The sequence below is a fragment of the uncultured Azohydromonas sp. genome (genome assembly GCF_937926365.1).
Lineage (GTDB): Bacteria > Pseudomonadota > Gammaproteobacteria > Burkholderiales > Burkholderiaceae_C > Azohydromonas.
In genome coordinates, this window is the sequence record NZ_CALAOH010000138.1 from 38,262 (window position 1) to 54,833 (window position 16,572).

Below are 16,572 nucleotides of genomic sequence, written 5' to 3' on the forward strand. Positions count from 1 at the left end.
TTAAAGGACAACTTGCGGGGCGACGTGGGTGTGAATCCCACCGGGCCGTCTGGCTCGACAAATGCCGCTAAAGCGTTCGCCGATACCTCCGAAAGGGCGGCAACGCAGGCCAGCCAACCCAGGAGTGTAAAAAAGTGGCGAACGACTTCCTCTTCACCTCGGAATCCGTCTCCGAAGGCCATCCCGACAAGGTCGCGGACCAGATCTCGGACGCGATCCTCGACGCGATCTTCACGCAGGACCCGCGCAGCCGCGTGGCGGCCGAGACGCTGTGCAACACCGGCCTCGTGGTGCTCGCCGGCGAGATCACGACCAACGCGCACGTGGACTACATCCAGGTCGCGCGCGACACCATCAAGCGCATCGGCTACGACAACACCGAGTACGGCATCGACTACAAGGGCTGCGCCGTGCTCGTGGCCTACGACAAGCAGAGCAACGACATCGCCCAGGGCGTGGACCACGCCAGCGACGACTACCTGAACATCGGCGCCGGCGACCAGGGCCTGATGTTCGGCTACGCCTGCGACGAGACGCCCGAGCTCATGCCCGCGCCGATCTACTACGCGCACCGCCTCGTGGAGCGCCAGGCCCAGCTGCGCAAGGACGGCCGGCTGCCCTTCCTGCGCCCGGATGCCAAGAGCCAGGTCACGATGCGCTACGTGGACGGCAAGCCCCACAGCATCGACACCGTGGTGCTCTCCAGCCAGCACTCGCCCGAGATGAGCGACGGCAAGCACATGAAGCCCGAGTTCATCGAGGCCGTGGTCGAGGAGATCATCAAGCCGGTGCTTCCGAAGGAGTGGCTCAAGGAGACCAAGTACCTGGTCAACCCGACCGGCCGCTTCGTCATCGGCGGCCCGCAGGGTGACTGCGGCCTGACCGGCCGCAAGATCATCGTGGACACCTACGGCGGCGCCTGCCCCCACGGCGGTGGTGCCTTCTCGGGCAAGGACCCGACGAAGGTGGACCGCTCGGCCGCCTACGCCGCGCGCTACGTGGCCAAGAACGTCGTCGCCGCCGGCCTGGCGCGCCAGTGCCAGATCCAGGTCGCCTACGCCATCGGCGTGGCCCAGCCGATGAACGTGACGGTCTACACCGAGGGCACCGGCCGCATCCCCGACGAGCGCATCGCCGAGATCGTGCGCGAGGTCTTCGACCTGCGCCCCAAGGGCATCATCCAGATGCTCGACCTGCTGCGCCCGATCTACGGCAAGACCGCCGCCTACGGCCACTTCGGCCGCGACGAGCCGGAGTTCTCCTGGGAGAAGACCGACAAGGTCGCCGTGCTGCGCGACCTGGCGGGCAAGTAAGCCCAGGTCTCCTCAAGTTTCCGAATCCGCATTCCGTTCGTCCTGAGGTATCGAAGGATGAACGGCCCCTCTGCCGGGATGCGGCCATCGCAGCCTGACGGATTCGCACTTCGATGCGCCGAAGGCGCACCTTGCCCTGAGGTATCGAAGGGTCAGTGCGAACGGGTCTTGGAGTTACGGATTTCTTGAGGTCCACATAAGCCGTCTAAGCAACGCCCGACCCGAGCTGCCACAGCGCAGCGCGGGCCGGGCGTTTCGCTTGGGGCGGACGCTCCCGATCGGCACCGCGACTGCTCCGGCCGCGCCCGCCGCCGGACGGACTCCGGGACTTCCCTAGAATCGCCCGCATTTCCCGTCGCCGCGCCCCGGCCTGAACCGCCCGCGCGCCGCGCGACCCGCCGTCCTCCGGCCCCGTTGCCGGACCACCACGGAGAACCCGCTGATGCCCACCCCCAGCCAGGACCCCAAACCGTCGTTCCTGCGCCGCATTCCCATGGCCTTCGGGGCCTTCTTCAGCCTGCTGGGCAACGCCGACAAGGCCGCGCGCTATGAGCGCCTGGACGAGCCGCCCGCGCCACCGCCCCCAGCGGCCCAGCCGCCCGCCCCCGTCGCCACGCCCAAGCCGGCGCCCGTCCCGGCCCCCGCGCCCGTGGCGCCCGTCGTGCTGCGCGAGTCCGGCCCCGAGGCCGCGCTGCAGCTGCTGGCGCTGCTGCAGCGCGAGGCCCGCTTCATCGACTTCATGCAGGAAGACCTGGCCGGCCACGCCGACGCCGACATCGGCGCGGCCGTGCGCGTGGTGCACGCGGGCTGCCGCAAGGTGCTGCAGGAGCATTTCCGCATCGAGCCGGTGCGCACCGAGGCCGAAGGCAGCCGCGTCACGCTGCAGCCCGGCTTCGACGCCGCGAGCGTGAAGCTCACCGGCAACGTGGTAGGCCAGCCGCCCTTCACCGGCACGCTCAGCCACCGCGGCTGGCGCGCTGCGGAAGTGAAGCTGCCCAAGCTGGCCGAGAAACATGACGCGCGCGTGCTCGCGCAAGCGGAGGTGGAGCTGTGAGCGAAGAAACGAATTTCGAGACCGAGGGCCAGCCCGAGGACCAGGGCACGCCGGCCGGCCCGCGCTACGCCATCGGCATCGACCTGGGCACCACGCACTGCGCGCTGTCCTGGGTCGATCTCCAAGCCAGCGACGGCGAGAAGACGGTGCAGGGCTCGATGGCGATCCCGCAGCTCACCGCGCCCGGCGCGGTGGAGGAGCGCTCGCTGCTGCCCTCCTTCCTGTACCTGCCGCACGCCGAGGAGCTGGCGCCGGGCGACATGGCCCTGCCCTGGACCGGCGAACAGGATTTCATCGTTGGCGACTTGGCGCGCAGCCGCGGGGCCACCACGCCGATCCGCCAGGTCTCCAGCGCCAAGAGCTGGCTGGGCCACACCGGCGTGGACCGCCGCGCCGCGATCCTGCCGGCCGGAGCCCCGGCGGAAGTGCCCAAGGTGTCGCCGGTGGACGCCTCCATCCGCTACCTGGAACACCTGCGCGCCGCCTGGAACGACGCGCATCCCGAGGCGCCACTGGACCAGCAGAGCCTGACGGTGACCATCCCCGCCTCCTTCGACCCGGCCGCGCGCGAGCTCACGGCCGAGGCGGCCAACGCCACCTTCGGCACCCAGTTCACGCTGCTGGAGGAGCCGCAGGCCGCGCTCTACAGCTGGATCCAGGGCAGCGCCGGCACCTGGCGCAAGCAGGTCAAGCCGGGCGACGTGATCCTGGTGGTGGACGTGGGCGGCGGCACCAGCGACTTCAGCCTCATCGCCGTGGTCGAGCGCGAGGGCAACCTGGAGCTGCACCGCGTGGCCGTGGGCGACCACATCCTGCTCGGCGGCGACAACATGGACCTGGCGCTGGCGCACGTGGTGGCCCGCAAGCTGGCCGCCAACGGCACCACGCTGGACCCCTGGCAGATGCGCTCGCTCACCCAGGGCTGCCGCGTCGCCAAGGAAGTGCTGCTGGCCGACCCCGAGGCACCGGCACAGCCCATCGTCGTGCCCAGCCGCGGCTCGCGCCTGATCGGCGGGACCATCCGCACCGAGCTCACGCGCGAGGAAGTCACCGGCACGCTGGTCGAAGGTTTCTTCCCGCAGGTGGGCGCCGACGCCCGGCCCGTCACGCGCACCCGCGCCGGCCTGACGCAGGTGGGCCTGCCCTACGCGCAGGACGCGGCCGTCACACGCCACCTGGCCGCCTTCCTGGCGCGCCAGGCCGGCGCCACCGCCGAGCTGGAGGGTTTCAGCAACGCGGCGGCCGAAGGCGCCTCGTTCCTGCACCCCACGGCGCTGCTCTTCAACGGCGGCGTCTTCAAGTCGCCGGTGCTGGCGGAGCGGGTGCTGGCGGTGCTCAACGGCTGGCTGGAGGCCGAGGGCGCGCCGGCGGCGCGGCTGCTCGAAGGCGCGGACCTGGACCGCGCCGTGGCCCAGGGCGCGGCCTACTACGGCTACGTGCGGCGCGGGCGCGGCGTGCGCATCCGCGGCGGCACGGCGCAGGCCTACTACGTGGCCATCGAGTCCGCCATGCCGGCCGTGCCGGGCATGGAGCCGCCGATCTCGCTGCTGTGCCTGGCGCCCTTCGGCATGGAAGAAGGCACCGAAGCCGAAGTACCGGAGATGGAGTTCGGTCTGGTGGTGGGCGAGCCGGTGCACTTCCGCTTCTTCGGCTCCAGCGTGCGGCGCCAGGACCAAGTCGGCACGCTGCTGGACTTCTGGTCGGACGAGGAGATCCACGAGCTGGAGGAGATCCAGGCCACGCTGCCGGCCGAAGGCCGCAGCCCCGGCGAGGTGGTGCCCGTGAGCCTGCAGGCGCGCGTGACCGAGACCGGCACGCTGGAAGTGATCGCCCTGCCGCGTGACGGCAGCGCGCGCTGGAAGGTGGAGTTCGACGTGCGCGGCAGCGAAGGAGCCGCCGCGGCGGCATGAAGAAGCCCGGCGCCGCGGCGGCCTCGCCCTGCCTGGTCGGCATCGACCTGGGCACCACGCACACCGTGGTGGCCTGGGCCGAGCCCGGCGCCACCGCGATCGAGCTGTTCGAGGTCGATCAGCTCATCGCCCCCGGCGAGGTCGGCCGCGCGCCGCTGCTGCCCTCGCTGCGCTACCACCCCGCCCCGGGCGAGCTGGCCTCCGAGGCGCTGCAGCTGCCCTGGCATTCCGACGAGAACGCCGTCATCGGCGAGCTGGCGCGGCGCCTGGGCGCGCAGGTGCCCGGGCGGCTGGTGGCCAGCGCCAAGAGCTGGCTCTCGCACGGCGCGGTGGACCGGCTCGCGCCCGTCCTCCCGTGGGGCGCCGAAGAGAACGTTCCCAAGGTGTCGCCGCTGCAGGCCAGCGCCAGCTACCTGGCGCATGTGCGCGCCTCGTGGAACACCCGTTTTCCGAACCGGCCGCTGGAGCGGCAGGACCTCGTCCTGACCGTCCCGGCCAGCTTCGACGACACCGCGCGCCAGCTCACGGTGGAGGCCGCGCGCGAGGCGGGCCTGCCCCATCTGCGCCTGCTGGAGGAGCCGCAGGCCGCCTTCCAGGACTGGGCCTTCAAGCACCGCGCCGACCTGGCGCAGGCGCTGGGCGGCGCGCGGCTGGTGCTGGTCTGCGACGTGGGCGGCGGCACCACGGACCTGAGCCTGGTGCGCGTGGCCGAGGACGGGAAGAAGCTCGACCGCATCGCCGTGGGCCAGCACCTGATGCTGGGCGGCGACAACGTGGACCTGGCGCTGGCGCACGTGGCGGAGCAGCGCCTGGGGGGCGAGCGCCTCTCGGCCGGCCGCCTGACGCAGCTGGTGGAACGCTGCCGCGTCGCCAAGGAGCAGTTGCTGGCGGCCGACGCGCCGGACAGCGCCAACGTCACGCTGCTGGGCGGCGGCAGCCGGCTCATCGGCGGCTCGCGCACGGTGGTCTTCAGCCGCGCGGAAGTCCAGGTCCTGGCACTCGATGGCTTCTTTCCGCACGTGGCGCCGGACGAGCCGGTGAAGCGCAGCCGCGCGGCGCTGGTGGAGTTCGGGCTGCCCTACGCGGCCGACAGCGCCGTCACGCGCCACGTCGCCGCCTTCCTGCGCCAGCACGCCGACGCGGCGCGGCAGGCGCTGGGCACGTCCGACGCCTTCCCGGTGCCGGACGCGCTGCTGCTCAACGGCGGCGTGTTCAAGGCGCATGCCATCGCGCAGCGGCTGCTGTCGGTGCTGTCGGCCTGGCGCGGCGCGCCGGTGCGGCTGCTGTCGAATGCCGACCCGGACCTGGCCGTGGCGCGCGGCGCGGTGGCGCACGGCCTGGCGCGCCGCAGCGCCGCCCCGAAGCTGGGCGGCGGATCGGCGCGCGACTACTGGCTGCAGCTCGACGAGCGCCGCGCCGTGTGCGTGCTGCCGCGCGGCACCGAGCCCGGCGTGGAGGTGCCGCTGCGGGAGCGCCGCTTCGCGCTGCGCGTGGGGCAGCCGGTGAATTTCACGCTGCTCTCCAGCGTGGGCGGCGCGCAGCCCGTGGCCGGCGCGCTGGTGGACCCGGCTGCGGGCGAGTTCACGAAGCTGCCGCCCGTCTCGACGGTGGTGCAGGCGGCGGACCAGCGGCGCGAGCTGCCGGTGACACTCTCGGCCTCGCTCACCGAGGTCGGCACGCTGGCGCTGCAAGCCACCGACGAGAGCGGGCAGCGGCATGCGCTGGAGTTCCGGCTGCGCGGCCTGGGGCCGTCCGGCAGCCCGGACGCCGGCGTGCATCCGCGCCTGGACGAGGCGCTGGAGCGCATCGCGCGGGTGTTCGGCCCGCGCGCCAGGGACGTGACACCGAAGGAAGTGCGGCAGCTGCGCACGGCGCTGGAGCAGTTGCTGGGCGCGCGCGAACGCTGGGGGCTGCCCCTGTTGCGCCGGCTGTTCGATGCGCTGCTGCAGCACGCGCGCGGCCGTCGCCGCTCGGCCGACCACGAGCGGCTGTGGCTGAACCTGGCGGGCTGGTGCCTGCGTCCCGGCTTCGGCTTCGCCGCCGACGACTGGCGCGTGCAGCAGCTCTTCTCGCAGTTCGAGGGCGGCGTGCAGCACCGCGGCGACGCGCAGGTGGCGGCCGAGTGGTGGACGCTGTGGCGGCGCGTGGCCGGCGGCCTGGACGAGGCGGCGCAGGGCCGGCTGCTACAGGACTTCGCGTTCAACCTGCAAGGTGAAGGCGAGCGCCCGGCCGGGCTGGTGAGCGGCAGCCGCGAGGACATGCTGCGCCTGGGCGCGGCGCTGGAGCGCATCCCGGCCGAGTACAAGGCCGAGATCGGCGACTGGCTGCTGGGGCAGGTTTCGGAAGCGGCGGCGCCCGCGTCCGGAAAACCGGCGGCCAAGGGCGCGAAGGCCAAGGGCGCCTCGCCCGCCGCGCTGGAGCTGTGGGTGCTGGGCCGTCTGGGCGCGCGCGCGCCGCTGTACGGCAGCGCGCACACGGTGGTGGCGCCGGTGGTGGCGGCGCGCTGGATCGAGGCGCTGCTGGCGCTGGACTGGCGGCTGGTGCCGGCCGCCGCGTTGGCCTGCGTGCACCTGGCGCGGCGCACGGGCGACCGCTCGCGCGACGCCGATGAGGCGCTGCGCGGGCGGCTGCTGCAGCGGCTGGCCGAGGCCGGTGTCGCCGGCCACTGGATCGACCTCGTGCGCGAGGTGCGCGCACTGGACGAGGCGGCGGAGCAGCAGGCCTATGGGGAAGCGCTACCGCCGGGGTTGAGGTTGCTGGCCTAGAAGCTGGTCCGGAATCCCGGACACCACACCGTCCGCCTGTCCGGCCCCTCGGTCTGCGCGAGCCGCCCCGGCACGCCGCTGTCCTTGTAAATCAGGGACTTAAAGCAGCCGCCGTTCCTGGCACCCGGCTTGCACAAGACGTCTTCGCTGGCCACCCCCCGTTTCCACCCCTGGCCGGTCGCGAGGAGACGTTCATGGACGCTGTCCAGAAAAAACCCATTTACCGCTCCCTGTACTTCCAGGTGCTGCTGGCCATTGCCATCGGCGTGCTGCTGGGCCACTTCTATCCGGAGACTGGCGCGGCCATGAAACCGCTGGGCGACGGCTTCATCAAGCTGATCAAGATGATCATCGCCCCGATCATCTTCTGCACCGTGGTGGTGGGCATCGCCGGCATGGAAGACATGAAGAAGGTCGGCAAGACCGGCGGCCTGGCGCTGCTGTACTTCGAGATCGTCTCCACCGTCGCGCTGGTGGTGGGCCTGGTCATCATCAACCTCGTGCGGCCCGGCGCGGGCATGAACGTGGACGTGAGCCAGCTCGACACCAAGAGCCTGGCCGCCTACACCAAGCCCGGCGCGATGCAGAGCACCACCGACTTCCTGCTCCACGTGATCCCGAGCACGGTGGTCGATGCCTTCGCCAAGGGCGAGATCCTGCAGGTGCTGCTGTTCGCCGTGATGTTCGGCTTCGCGCTGCACAAGTTCGGCGGGCGCGGCACGCTGGTGTTCGACTTCATCGAGAAGTTCTCGCACGTGCTCTTCAGCATCGTGGGCTACATCATGAAGGTCGCCCCGATCGGCGCCTTCGGCGCCATGGCCTTCACCATCGGCAAGTACGGCGTGGGCTCGCTGGTGCAGCTGGGCCAGCTGATGGCCACCTTCTACGCCACCTGCCTGCTGTTCATCTTCGTGGTGCTGGGCGGCATCGCGCGCGCGCACGGCTTCTCGATCACGAAGTTCATCAAGTACATCAAGGAAGAGCTGCTGATCGTGCTGGGCACCTCCTCCAGCGAGTCGGTGCTGCCGCGCATGATGGCCAAGATGGAGAACCTGGGCGCGCGCAAGAGCGTGGTCGGCCTGGTGATCCCCACCGGCTACTCCTTCAACCTGGACGGCACCTCGATCTACCTGACCATGGCCGCGGTGTTCATCGCCCAGGCCACCAACACCGACATGACCATCACGCAGCAGCTCACGCTGCTGGCGGTGCTGCTGCTGACCTCCAAGGGCGCCGCCGGCGTCACGGGCAGCGGCTTCATCGTGCTGGCCGCCACGCTCTCCGCGGTGGGCCACGTGCCGGTGGCGGGCCTGGCGCTGATCCTGGGCATCGACCGCTTCATGTCCGAGGCGCGCGCGCTCACGAACCTGATCGGCAACGGCGTGGCCACGCTGGTGGTGGCCAAGTGGACGGGTGACCTCGACAGCGATCACATGAAGCGCGTGCTCGACGGCGAGACCGTCGCCGAGGCCGAGGAGCCGGAAGAAGTGCTCGACACGCAGGAAGCGCACATGCCCGCGACGGCACGCTGACCGCGGCTTGCCCCTATGCTGCGCGCCGCCGTGGCCGGCCCCTGGTGCCGGTCGCGCGGCGCGCAATGCTTTGGATTGACGTGAAACCCCGCACCCTGCTCGCCTGGAGCGCCGCCGGCCTGGCGCTGGTGGCGGCCTCGGCCTTCACCGGCCACCGCCTGGCCTGGCGCAGCGGCCTGGCCTCGCTGCAGCAGCAGGCCCAGCACCGGCTGGAGCTGGTGACCACCGGGCTCGACGCGCAGCTCGCGCGCTTCGACTACCTGCCCTCGCTGCTGGAAACCACGCCGCAGGTGCTGCAGCTGCTGCGCGCGCCGGGCGACGAGGGGCTGCGCCGCGACGTGAGCGCCACGCTGCGCGGCATCAACGCCACCGCCGGCGCCGACATGCTCTACGTGATCGGCCGCGACGGCGTGGTGCTGGCCGCCGGCGACGCCGGGCAGCCCGGCTCGCCGCTGGGCCTGGATCTCTCCTTCCGCCCCTACGTGCGCGACGCGCTGGCGCAGCGGCGCGGGCGCTTCTTCGGCGTGGGCGTCTCCAGCGGCAAGCCGGGCTACTACCTGTCCTTCGCGCTGGCGCCGAAGCCCGGCTTCGAGGCGCCGCCGCCGCAGCCGCTGGGGGTGGCGACGGTGAAGGTCAGCCTGGAAGCCACCGAGCAGGCCTGGCGCAAGCTGCCCGGGCAGGTGCTGGCGCTGGACGAGCACGGGGTGGTGATCCTGGGCACGCGCGAGGACTGGAAGTACCGCCCGCTGCAGCCCCTGCCCCCCGCCGTGCTGCAGGAGACTGCGCGCACGCGCTCCTACGGCGGCGCGCCGCTGCAGCCGCTGGACTGGCGGGTGCGCGAGACGCTGCCCGATACGGGCGGGCGGCTGCTGACGCTGCAAGGCCGGCGCTACCTGGCCACCGAGCGGCTGCTGCAGCGCACGCCCTGGCGGCTGGTGGTGCTGGACGACCTGGCGCCGCTGCAGGCCGAGGCGCGGCGCATGGCGCTCACCGGCGCGCTGGCCGGGCTGCTGCTGCCGCTGCTGGCCTTCGCCTGGCTGCAGCGGCGGCGCGTGCTGGTGCAGCAGCGCGCCAGCCGCGTGGCGCTGCAGATGGCCTACGACAGCCTGGAAGCGCGCGTGGTGGAGCGCACCGCCGAGTTGCGCGCGGCGCAGAACGAATTGGTCCACGCCGGGAAGATGGCGCTGCTGGGCCGCATGTCGGCCGGCATGGTGCACGAGCTGAACCAGCCGCTGGCGGCGATGCGCACGCTGGCCGACAACGCCTGCGTGCTGCTGCAGCACGGCCGCACCAAGGACGTGGAAGGCAACCTGCAGCGCATCGCCCGGCTGGTGGACCGGCTCGGCGCGCTGACGCAGCGTCTGAAAACCTTCGCCCACAAGTCGCAGTTGCCCGCCGCGCCGGTGGCGCTGCAGCCGGTGGTGGGCAACGCGCAGTTCCTGCTGTCGCGCCGGCTGCGCGAGGCGGGGGTGGAGTTCTCGGTGGACATCGATCCGCCCGGGCTGCAGGTGCTGGCCGACGAGGCGCGCATGGAGCAGGTGCTGGTGAACCTGATGGCCAATGCCGTGGACGCCATGGAAAGCCGCGCCGAGCCCCCCGACGTGGCACCGCCGCGGCAGCTCAACGTGCGAGCCCGGGCGGACGGGGCGAACGCACGCATCGAAGTGGAGGACAGCGGGCCGGGCATCCGCGAGGACATCCTGGCGCGCCTGTTTGAACCCTTCGTCACCAGCAAGCCCGCCGGCCAGGGCCTGGGGCTGGGGCTGATGATCTCGGCCCACATCGCGCGCGAATCGGGCGGGACGCTGCAGGCCGAGAACCGGCCCGAAGGCGGCGCGCGCTTCATCTTCACCTTGCCGCTGGCGCGGGCCGAGGGTGCCGCTGCGGCATCCTCCTCGCCTGACCTCCCCGTTTCCGACCACCACGCCTCATGACCGCTGCCCACGCCCTGAGCCCTTCCGCCGAGACCCCCATTCGCGTCCTGCTGGTCGAGGACGACGAGGACGTGCGGCTGGGCAGCGCGCAGGCACTGATGCTGGCGGGCATCGACGTGATCGAGTGCGGCAGCGTCGAGGAGGCGCGGCCTCACGTGACCGCCGGCGCGCCGCTGGTGGTGCTGTGCGACGTGCGGCTGCCGGGCATGAGCGGGCTGCAGTGGCTGCCGGAGCTGCAGGCGGCGGACGCGCAGCTGCCGGTGATCCTGGTCACGGGCCACGGCGACATCGCCATGGCTGTGGACGCCATGCGCCAGGGCGCGTGGGACTTCATCGCCAAGCCCTGCAGCGCCGACACCCTGGTGGCGGCCGTGCGCCGCGCCGCCGACAAGCGCCGGCTGAGCCTGCAGGTGGAGCAGTTGCGCGCGCAGCTCGAAGGCCGCCGCGGCGTGGAGGCCACGCTGCTGGGCGGCTCGCTGCTGATGGAGCGCGTGCGCGCCAAGGTCGCGGCGCTGGCCGCCACCTCCGCCGACGTGGTGATCTACGGCGAAACCGGCACCGGCAAGGAGCTCATCGCCCGCTGCCTGCACGAGCAGGGGCCGCGCCGCAACGGCAATTTCGTCGCCTTGAACTGCGGCGGCCTGCCGGAAAACCTGGCGGAAACCGAGCTGTTCGGCCACGAAGCGGGGGCGTTCACGGGCGCGACCAAGGTCCGCGTGGGAAAACTGGAGCACGCCAAGGGCGGCACGCTGTTCCTGGACGAGATCGAGAGCATGCCCATGGGGCTGCAGGTGAAGCTGCTGCGGGCGCTGCAAGAGCGCAGCATCGAGCGGCTGGGCTCGAACGTGCCGCGGCCCATCGACTGCCGGGTGGTGGCCGCGGCCAAGGAGGACCTGCAGCGCGCCAGCGAGCGGGGCACGTTCCGGGCCGACCTGTACTACCGCATCGGCGTGGCCTTCATCGAGCTGCCGCCGCTGCGGGCGCGGCGCGAGGACATCCCGCTGCTGTTCGAGCATTTCACGCTGCAGGCCGCCAGCCGTTACCACCAGAGCGCGCCGATGGTGACGCCGGCGCAGCTGGCGGCGCTGATGGCGCATCCCTGGCCCGGCAACGTGCGCGAGCTGCGCAACGTGGCCGACCGCTTCGTGCTGGGCCTGCTGGACGACAGCCTGCTGCCCGGCGGCGTGGCCCCGTCCGCCGCGGCGATGGCGCCGCCCCCGGGCATACTCGCGGCGGCGGGGGCCGAGCCCGCCTCGACGCGCACGCTGCCGGAGCAGGTGGAGGACTTCGAGCGCGCCGTCATCACCCAGGCGCTGCGCCGGCACGGCGGCGAGATCAGCGCCGCCGCGCGCACGCTGGGCGTGCCCAAGCAGACGCTGCACGACAAGCTCAAGCGGCTGAACCTGTCGGCGGCGGCGTTCAAGGTGGAGGGCTGAGGCTCTTAGCTTGCAGCGTCGGCATCCGGCAAAGAGGCGGCGCTGTTTGAAGAAAGTGGTTGAACGTTGGCCGGGAGCTGAAGTGCCTCGCCAGCTATTCCGTCATTCCCGCGAAGGCGGGAATCCAGGCGGCCCCACGTCAGCGCGAAGCCTGAGTGCCGCGAACCATGACCCCAGCCCCGGCGTTCAACCGATCTGCTTGCGGCTGCTTGGGGGCCGCCTGGACTCCCGCCTGCGCGGGAGTGACGAATCGGGGAGCGAAGCGGCGCGGCTCACGAGATGCTGCGGGCTTGGAAATTTCCTCCGCACAGCAACAGCCCACAGCCTTTCCACCTCCCTTTGCCCCCGCCCATCCGCAGGCCCCCCGCGCCTCCGGGCACGGCCTCCTCCCGGCTTGATTTCCGCGCCTGCGCCGCCTAGTCCATCACCCTGGAGAGGGATGGCGCCCTCGTGCGGCGCCGGCCCAGGCCGCCCCGCCCCGCCCGCGCCTGCCGCGCACCGGTCGCCGCATCAACCGTTTGCTCCGGGGGTTGTCCGTGACTGCGGGGATGCCGAACCTGCCCCTCTCTGACGCTCGACGCCCCTGGCGCCGCCCATGAGCTCACCACGGCCACCTGTCAATCACCCCAAGGTTCGATTTCCCGCCCGCCCGACTGCCCGCCGTCCGCCGCTTCGACCGTTTCACCGCTTGAGGAGCCAGCGCCCATGAATCCTGCCGTGCTGAAACGCTGCGCCGCAGCCGCCCTGCTGATGCTGTCCGGCGCTGCCGCGCTGGCCGCCGCGCCGCGGGAGGACGCTGAATCGCGCATGCGCATGGCCCTGCTGCTGCGCGCCGATGCCGAGCGCTACGAGAAGGGCGACGGCGTGCAGCGCGACGATGCCTTCGCCGCGGCGATGTACTGCCGCGCCGCGCGCGCGGGAGACGCGGAGTCGCAGTTCCGCCTGGGCTGGATCTACGCCTACGGCCGCGGCGTGCCGCGCAACGACGCCTGGGCCGCGCACATGTTCCAGCTCGCCGCGGACAAGGGCATTCCGCAAGGCACGGAAGTGCTCAAGCGAATGTTCAGCGGCGTCGCGCCGGAGCAGCCCGACTGCATGCTGCCGCCGGCACCGCCGCCGGCCGTCATCACCATGATCAACGGCACGGCGCGCCCGGGCCTGGTGACGGACCCGGCGCAGCGCACGCGGCTGTTCAACACCGCGCCGAAGAAGATGGTGGAGCTGGTGAAGAAGCTCGCGCCGCAGTACCGCATCCAGCCCGAGCTGGCGCTGGCGATCATGCAAGCCGAGTCCAACTTCAACCCGGCCGCCGTCTCGCCCAAGAACGCGCAGGGGCTGATGCAACTCATCCCCGCCACGGCCGAGCGCTTCAACGTGCGCGACCCATTCGATCCGGTGCAAAACGTGCGCGGCGGCCTGGCCTACCTGCGCTGGCTGCTGGCGTACTTCGAGGGCGACCTGAAGCTGGTGGCCGCCGCCTACAACGCTGGCGAGGGCACGGTGGACCGCCACCTGGGCGTGCCGCCCTATGAGGAGACGCGCGGCTACGTCGCCAAGGTGCTCGACGCCGCAGGCATCACGGACCACCCCTACGACGCCAGCGTGACGCGCCCCTCGCCACGGCTGGAGCTCATCCGCAGGCCGCGGGTGGAGGCGGTGAGCCAGCGGCGGGGGCGGTAGGCCGCCTGCGGCACGCGCGCTGTTCCGCCCACTCCCCGGTACGCCGTCGGCACTCCTTACGGGTTGCCTCCCACCCGCTGTTCCTCGATCTGAAACACCTCCGGCGTGCCCGGCGCCACGCGCACCTTGATCCAGCGCATCCTGGGCGCGCCCCAGGTCTGCACGCGTGTGAGGTTGGGCAACGGCGGTTCGGTGGAGCCCTCGCGCATCCAGGGCCGGTCCACGAGGAACACATGGTCGTCGCCCTGCAGCAGCAGCACCGGGCGGCCAAAGGCCGCGGCGCGCTCGCGCAGCTTGTCCAGCACCGGCTGGAAGCCCTGCCGCTCCAGCGTGCCCGGCGCGGCCTCGAAGCGCGGGTTGGCGTGCCACGCCAGCACCACGCCCGCCGCGCGGATGCGCGCGGCCTCGTCGAACACGCGGTCCAGCCACGCCAGGTTGGCCGCCTGCCGCGCCTCGAACTCGGCGCCGCGCAACGGGTTGGTGCCGCGCACGCCGTCCTTCGGGTCCAGGGCCATCCACGACACCAGGCCGTTGCGGCTGCCCACCACGTGCAGCGTCGCCACCACCACGCCCTGGCGCTCGAACATCAAGTTCTCGACGAAGGCCGCGTGCGCCGGCTGCTCGCGCGCCTGCGAGCGCACGGCCATGGGCCGCTGGCCCAGGCTGCGCCCCGGCTCCGGATAGGCCAGGCGCCGCAGCAGCGCCAGCCGGTCGGTGGGCAGGTAGCTGCCGTTGCTGGGGCGGTGGCAGTCGGTCCACTCGTTGTCGCCGGGGGTGTAGAGCAGCGGCGGCCCCACCCGCCGCAGTTGCTGCAGCCGCCCGCGCAACAGGTCCTCGTCGCAGCGCTCGCCGCCGCCCTTGATGTCGCCCACGTGCAGCACGAAGGCCAGCTCCCGGTCGGCGTTGAGATCGTCGATGAGCGCGTCCACGGCCTTCACCTCGCGCGGGCTGTAGGGCATGTCGCCCATGAGCGCGAAGCTGAAGCCGCCCCGCTGCGGCGCGCGCTCGCGCAGCGTCGCGGCATCGGGCTGGGCGCAGCCGCCCAGCAGCACCGCCACCAGCGCCAGCCCGGCCAGCAGGCGCCGCGGCGCGGCACGCGGAACGGTAGTTGGAACTGAAGGATGGTGACGGTGCATGGGGGGCCCCCTGGAAATCGAGCCGCGTATGCTGCCAGCGCCGGCGACGGCGACCTTCCCAGGAGGAGCGCCTGAGCGCCTGGCCGAGCGCGTGGCGCGGCCGGCTTGATCCCCGTCAGGCCACGGCACGGCCTGCACCCTACGCTGGCGTCAAACCGACGGGAGCGCAGCCATGGGCATGAGCGACGCACAGGTCCGCAGCGCCGGCGAGGCCTGGCGCCGGCACGGGCTCGGCAGGCACCGGGCGGACCCGGTGGAGCTGGTGCGCCAGGCCACCCTCGCGGCCTCCAGCCACAACACCCAGCCCTGGCGCTTCGCGCTGGAGCCCGGGGGTATTTCCATCCTCCCCGACCTGTCGCGGCGCTGCCCGGCGGTCGATCCGGACGACCACCACCTCTACGCCAGCCTGGGCTGCGCCGCTGAGAACCTGCTCGTCGCCGCCCAGGCGGCCGGCCTGGACGGCGGTGCGGCGTATGACGCCGCCAAGGACCGGGTGCGGGTCGAGCTGGAGGACGCCACGCCGGTCCGAACCACGTTGTTCGAGGCCCTGGCTCGGCGCCAGAACAGCCGCTGCGAGTACGACGGCACGCCCCTGAACGAGGCCGAGCGGCGCCTGCTGCAACAGGCCGGACACGGACGAGGCGTCTCGGTGCTGCTGCTGAGCGGCGCGCAGCAGAAGGAGCAGGTGGCCGAGTACGTCGCGGCCGGCAACACGGCGCAGTTCGGCGATGCGGCCTGGGCCCGGGAGCTGCGGAGCTGGGTCCGCTTCAACGCCCGGGAGGCCGAGCGGCTGGGCGACGGGCTGTACGGCCCGGTGATGGGCAGCCCTGACGTGCCCCGCTGGCTGGGCGTCCTGTTCATGCGCCTGGCGTTCTCGGCCCGGGCGCAGAACCGCAAGGACATCCGCCACATCCGCGGCTCGGCCGCGATCGCGGTGCTGTTCTCCGAGGCGGACGACAAGGCGCACTGGGTGGAGGCGGGCCGCTGCTACGAGCGCCTGGCGCTGCAGGCGACCGCGCTGGATCTGCGCACCGCCTTCATCAACCAGCCGGTGGAAGTGCCCGCCCTGCGCCCGCAGTTCGCCGCGTTCCTGGGCATCGGGCCGCGGCGGCCAGACCTGGTGGTGCGCATCGGCCGTGGGCCGGAGATGCCGCGCTCCCGGCGCAGGGCGGTGGAGCAGGTGCTGGCCTGAACGCGCTGATCCGGGCCTCAAGCCTTCTGCTTCAACTCCCGCTGCCCCAGCGCCAGCACCGCTCCCAGCGCCAGCGCCGCGGCGGAGCAGACGAAGCCGCGCGGCAGTCCGCCGGGGCCGTCGGCGAGCCAGCCCACCAGCGTCGGGCCGGCGATCTGCCCGGCGGCGAAGACGATGGTGAAGGCCGCGATGCCCGAGGGCCACAGCGCCGGCGGCAGGTTGCGCCGCACCAGCGCCGTGGTCGAGGCCACCACCGACAGGAACACCGCCCCGAACACCGCGCCCGACACGAACACCGGCAGCGGATGGGCGCTGAGCACCGGCAGCAGCGTCGCCAGCGCCAGCAGCCCGTTGAGCAGCGCCAGCGCCCCGCCCGCGCGGGCGCGCTGCAGCAAGCCCGCCCATAGCCACGACGAGGCCACCACGCCTGCGCCCAACAGCACGTAGAAGCCGGTGCGCCAGCCCGATGACAGGCCCTGCTCGCGCAGCAGCGCGATGATGAAACTCATGTAGCCGATGTAGCCCAGGCCGAACATCAGGTAGCCGGCCAGCGCGAAGGCCAGCGGCGCCCAGCGCAGCCGCTCGCGCGCCCCGGCGGCCGCGGTAGCGCCGGGCGCGGC

General features: G+C 72.4%; 11 protein-coding genes. 9 read left to right on the forward strand and 2 right to left on the reverse strand.

Annotated features, from left to right (window positions below):
• The first annotated feature begins 134 nt into the window (after positions 1–134).
• From metK to Q0741_RS14975, 8 genes are all read left to right on the forward strand, one after another.
• A complete protein-coding gene (gene metK, locus Q0741_RS14940) occupies positions 135–1,313 on the forward strand; it encodes a methionine adenosyltransferase (RefSeq protein ID WP_298234005.1) in 1,179 nt (392 codons plus the stop codon).
• A 442-nt stretch (positions 1,314–1,755) separates the two neighbouring features.
• Entirely contained in the window at positions 1,756–2,367 is a 612-nt protein-coding gene (locus Q0741_RS14945) for a DUF2760 domain-containing protein (RefSeq protein WP_298234006.1), read from the forward strand.
• Between the two features lie 71 nt (positions 2,368–2,438).
• The gene (locus Q0741_RS14950) at positions 2,439–4,277 is read left to right on the forward strand and encodes an Hsp70 family protein (RefSeq protein ID WP_298234015.1); all 1,839 of its coding nucleotides are present in this window, start codon (positions 2,439–2,441) and stop codon (positions 4,275–4,277) included.
• Positions 4,274–7,042 (forward strand): Hsp70 family protein, encoded by a 2,769-nt coding sequence (locus tag Q0741_RS14955; protein ID WP_298234007.1) that lies wholly within the window; start codon positions 4,274–4,276, stop codon positions 7,040–7,042. Before Q0741_RS14950 ends, Q0741_RS14955 begins: the two co-directional genes overlap by 4 nt.
• A 194-nt stretch (positions 7,043–7,236) precedes the next feature.
• Entirely contained in the window at positions 7,237–8,574 is a 1,338-nt protein-coding gene (locus Q0741_RS14960; protein ID WP_298234008.1) for a dicarboxylate/amino acid:cation symporter, read from the forward strand.
• Between the two features lie 80 nt (positions 8,575–8,654).
• Positions 8,655–10,508, forward strand: a complete 1,854-nt coding sequence (locus Q0741_RS14965) for an ATP-binding protein (RefSeq protein WP_298234009.1) — start codon at positions 8,655–8,657, stop codon at positions 10,506–10,508.
• Entirely contained in the window at positions 10,505–11,944 is a 1,440-nt protein-coding gene (locus Q0741_RS14970; protein ID WP_298234010.1) for a sigma-54 dependent transcriptional regulator, read from the forward strand. The genes Q0741_RS14965 and Q0741_RS14970 overlap by 4 nt, the downstream gene beginning before the upstream one ends.
• 705 nt (positions 11,945–12,649) lie before the next feature.
• Positions 12,650–13,624 (forward strand): transglycosylase SLT domain-containing protein, encoded by a 975-nt coding sequence (locus Q0741_RS14975; RefSeq protein WP_298234011.1) that lies wholly within the window; start codon positions 12,650–12,652, stop codon positions 13,622–13,624.
• Between the two features lie 56 nt (positions 13,625–13,680).
• Here the strand turns inward: Q0741_RS14975 and Q0741_RS14980 are convergent, their stop codons facing one another.
• On the reverse strand, positions 13,681–14,760 hold the full coding sequence (locus Q0741_RS14980; RefSeq protein ID WP_298234012.1) for a metallophosphoesterase family protein: 1,080 nt from the start codon (positions 14,758–14,760) through the stop codon (positions 13,681–13,683).
• 178 nt (positions 14,761–14,938) lie between these two features.
• Here Q0741_RS14980 and Q0741_RS14985 point away from each other — a divergent pair, with 178 nt between their 5' ends.
• Positions 14,939–15,952 (forward strand): Tat pathway signal protein, encoded by a 1,014-nt coding sequence (locus Q0741_RS14985; protein ID WP_298234013.1) that lies wholly within the window; start codon positions 14,939–14,941, stop codon positions 15,950–15,952.
• Between the two features lie 17 nt (positions 15,953–15,969).
• On the opposite strand, the gene Q0741_RS14990 is transcribed toward Q0741_RS14985, so the two are convergent.
• A partial coding sequence (locus tag Q0741_RS14990) for a YbfB/YjiJ family MFS transporter (RefSeq protein ID WP_298234014.1) occupies positions 15,970–16,572 on the reverse strand: 603 nt, incomplete at its 5' end.

What these genes read in the sequence shown, in the direction of transcription:
- Q0741_RS14955 (WP_298234007.1), top strand. Translation starts at nt 4,274, where the DNA reads ATGAAGAAGCCCGGCGCCGCGGCGGCCTCGCCCTGCCTGGTCGGCATC.
- Q0741_RS14985 (WP_298234013.1), top strand. Translation starts at nt 14,939, where the DNA reads ATGAGCGACGCACAGGTCCGCAGCGCCGGCGAGGCCTGGCGCCGGCAC.
- Q0741_RS14980 (WP_298234012.1), bottom strand. Translation starts at nt 14,760, where the DNA reads ATGCACCGTCACCATCCTTCAGTTCCAACTACCGTTCCGCGTGCCGCG.
- Q0741_RS14945 (WP_298234006.1), top strand. Translation starts at nt 1,756, where the DNA reads ATGCCCACCCCCAGCCAGGACCCCAAACCGTCGTTCCTGCGCCGCATT.
- Q0741_RS14960 (WP_298234008.1), top strand. Translation starts at nt 7,237, where the DNA reads ATGGACGCTGTCCAGAAAAAACCCATTTACCGCTCCCTGTACTTCCAG.
- Q0741_RS14975 (WP_298234011.1), top strand. Translation starts at nt 12,650, where the DNA reads ATGAATCCTGCCGTGCTGAAACGCTGCGCCGCAGCCGCCCTGCTGATG.
- Q0741_RS14970 (WP_298234010.1), top strand. Translation starts at nt 10,505, where the DNA reads ATGACCGCTGCCCACGCCCTGAGCCCTTCCGCCGAGACCCCCATTCGC.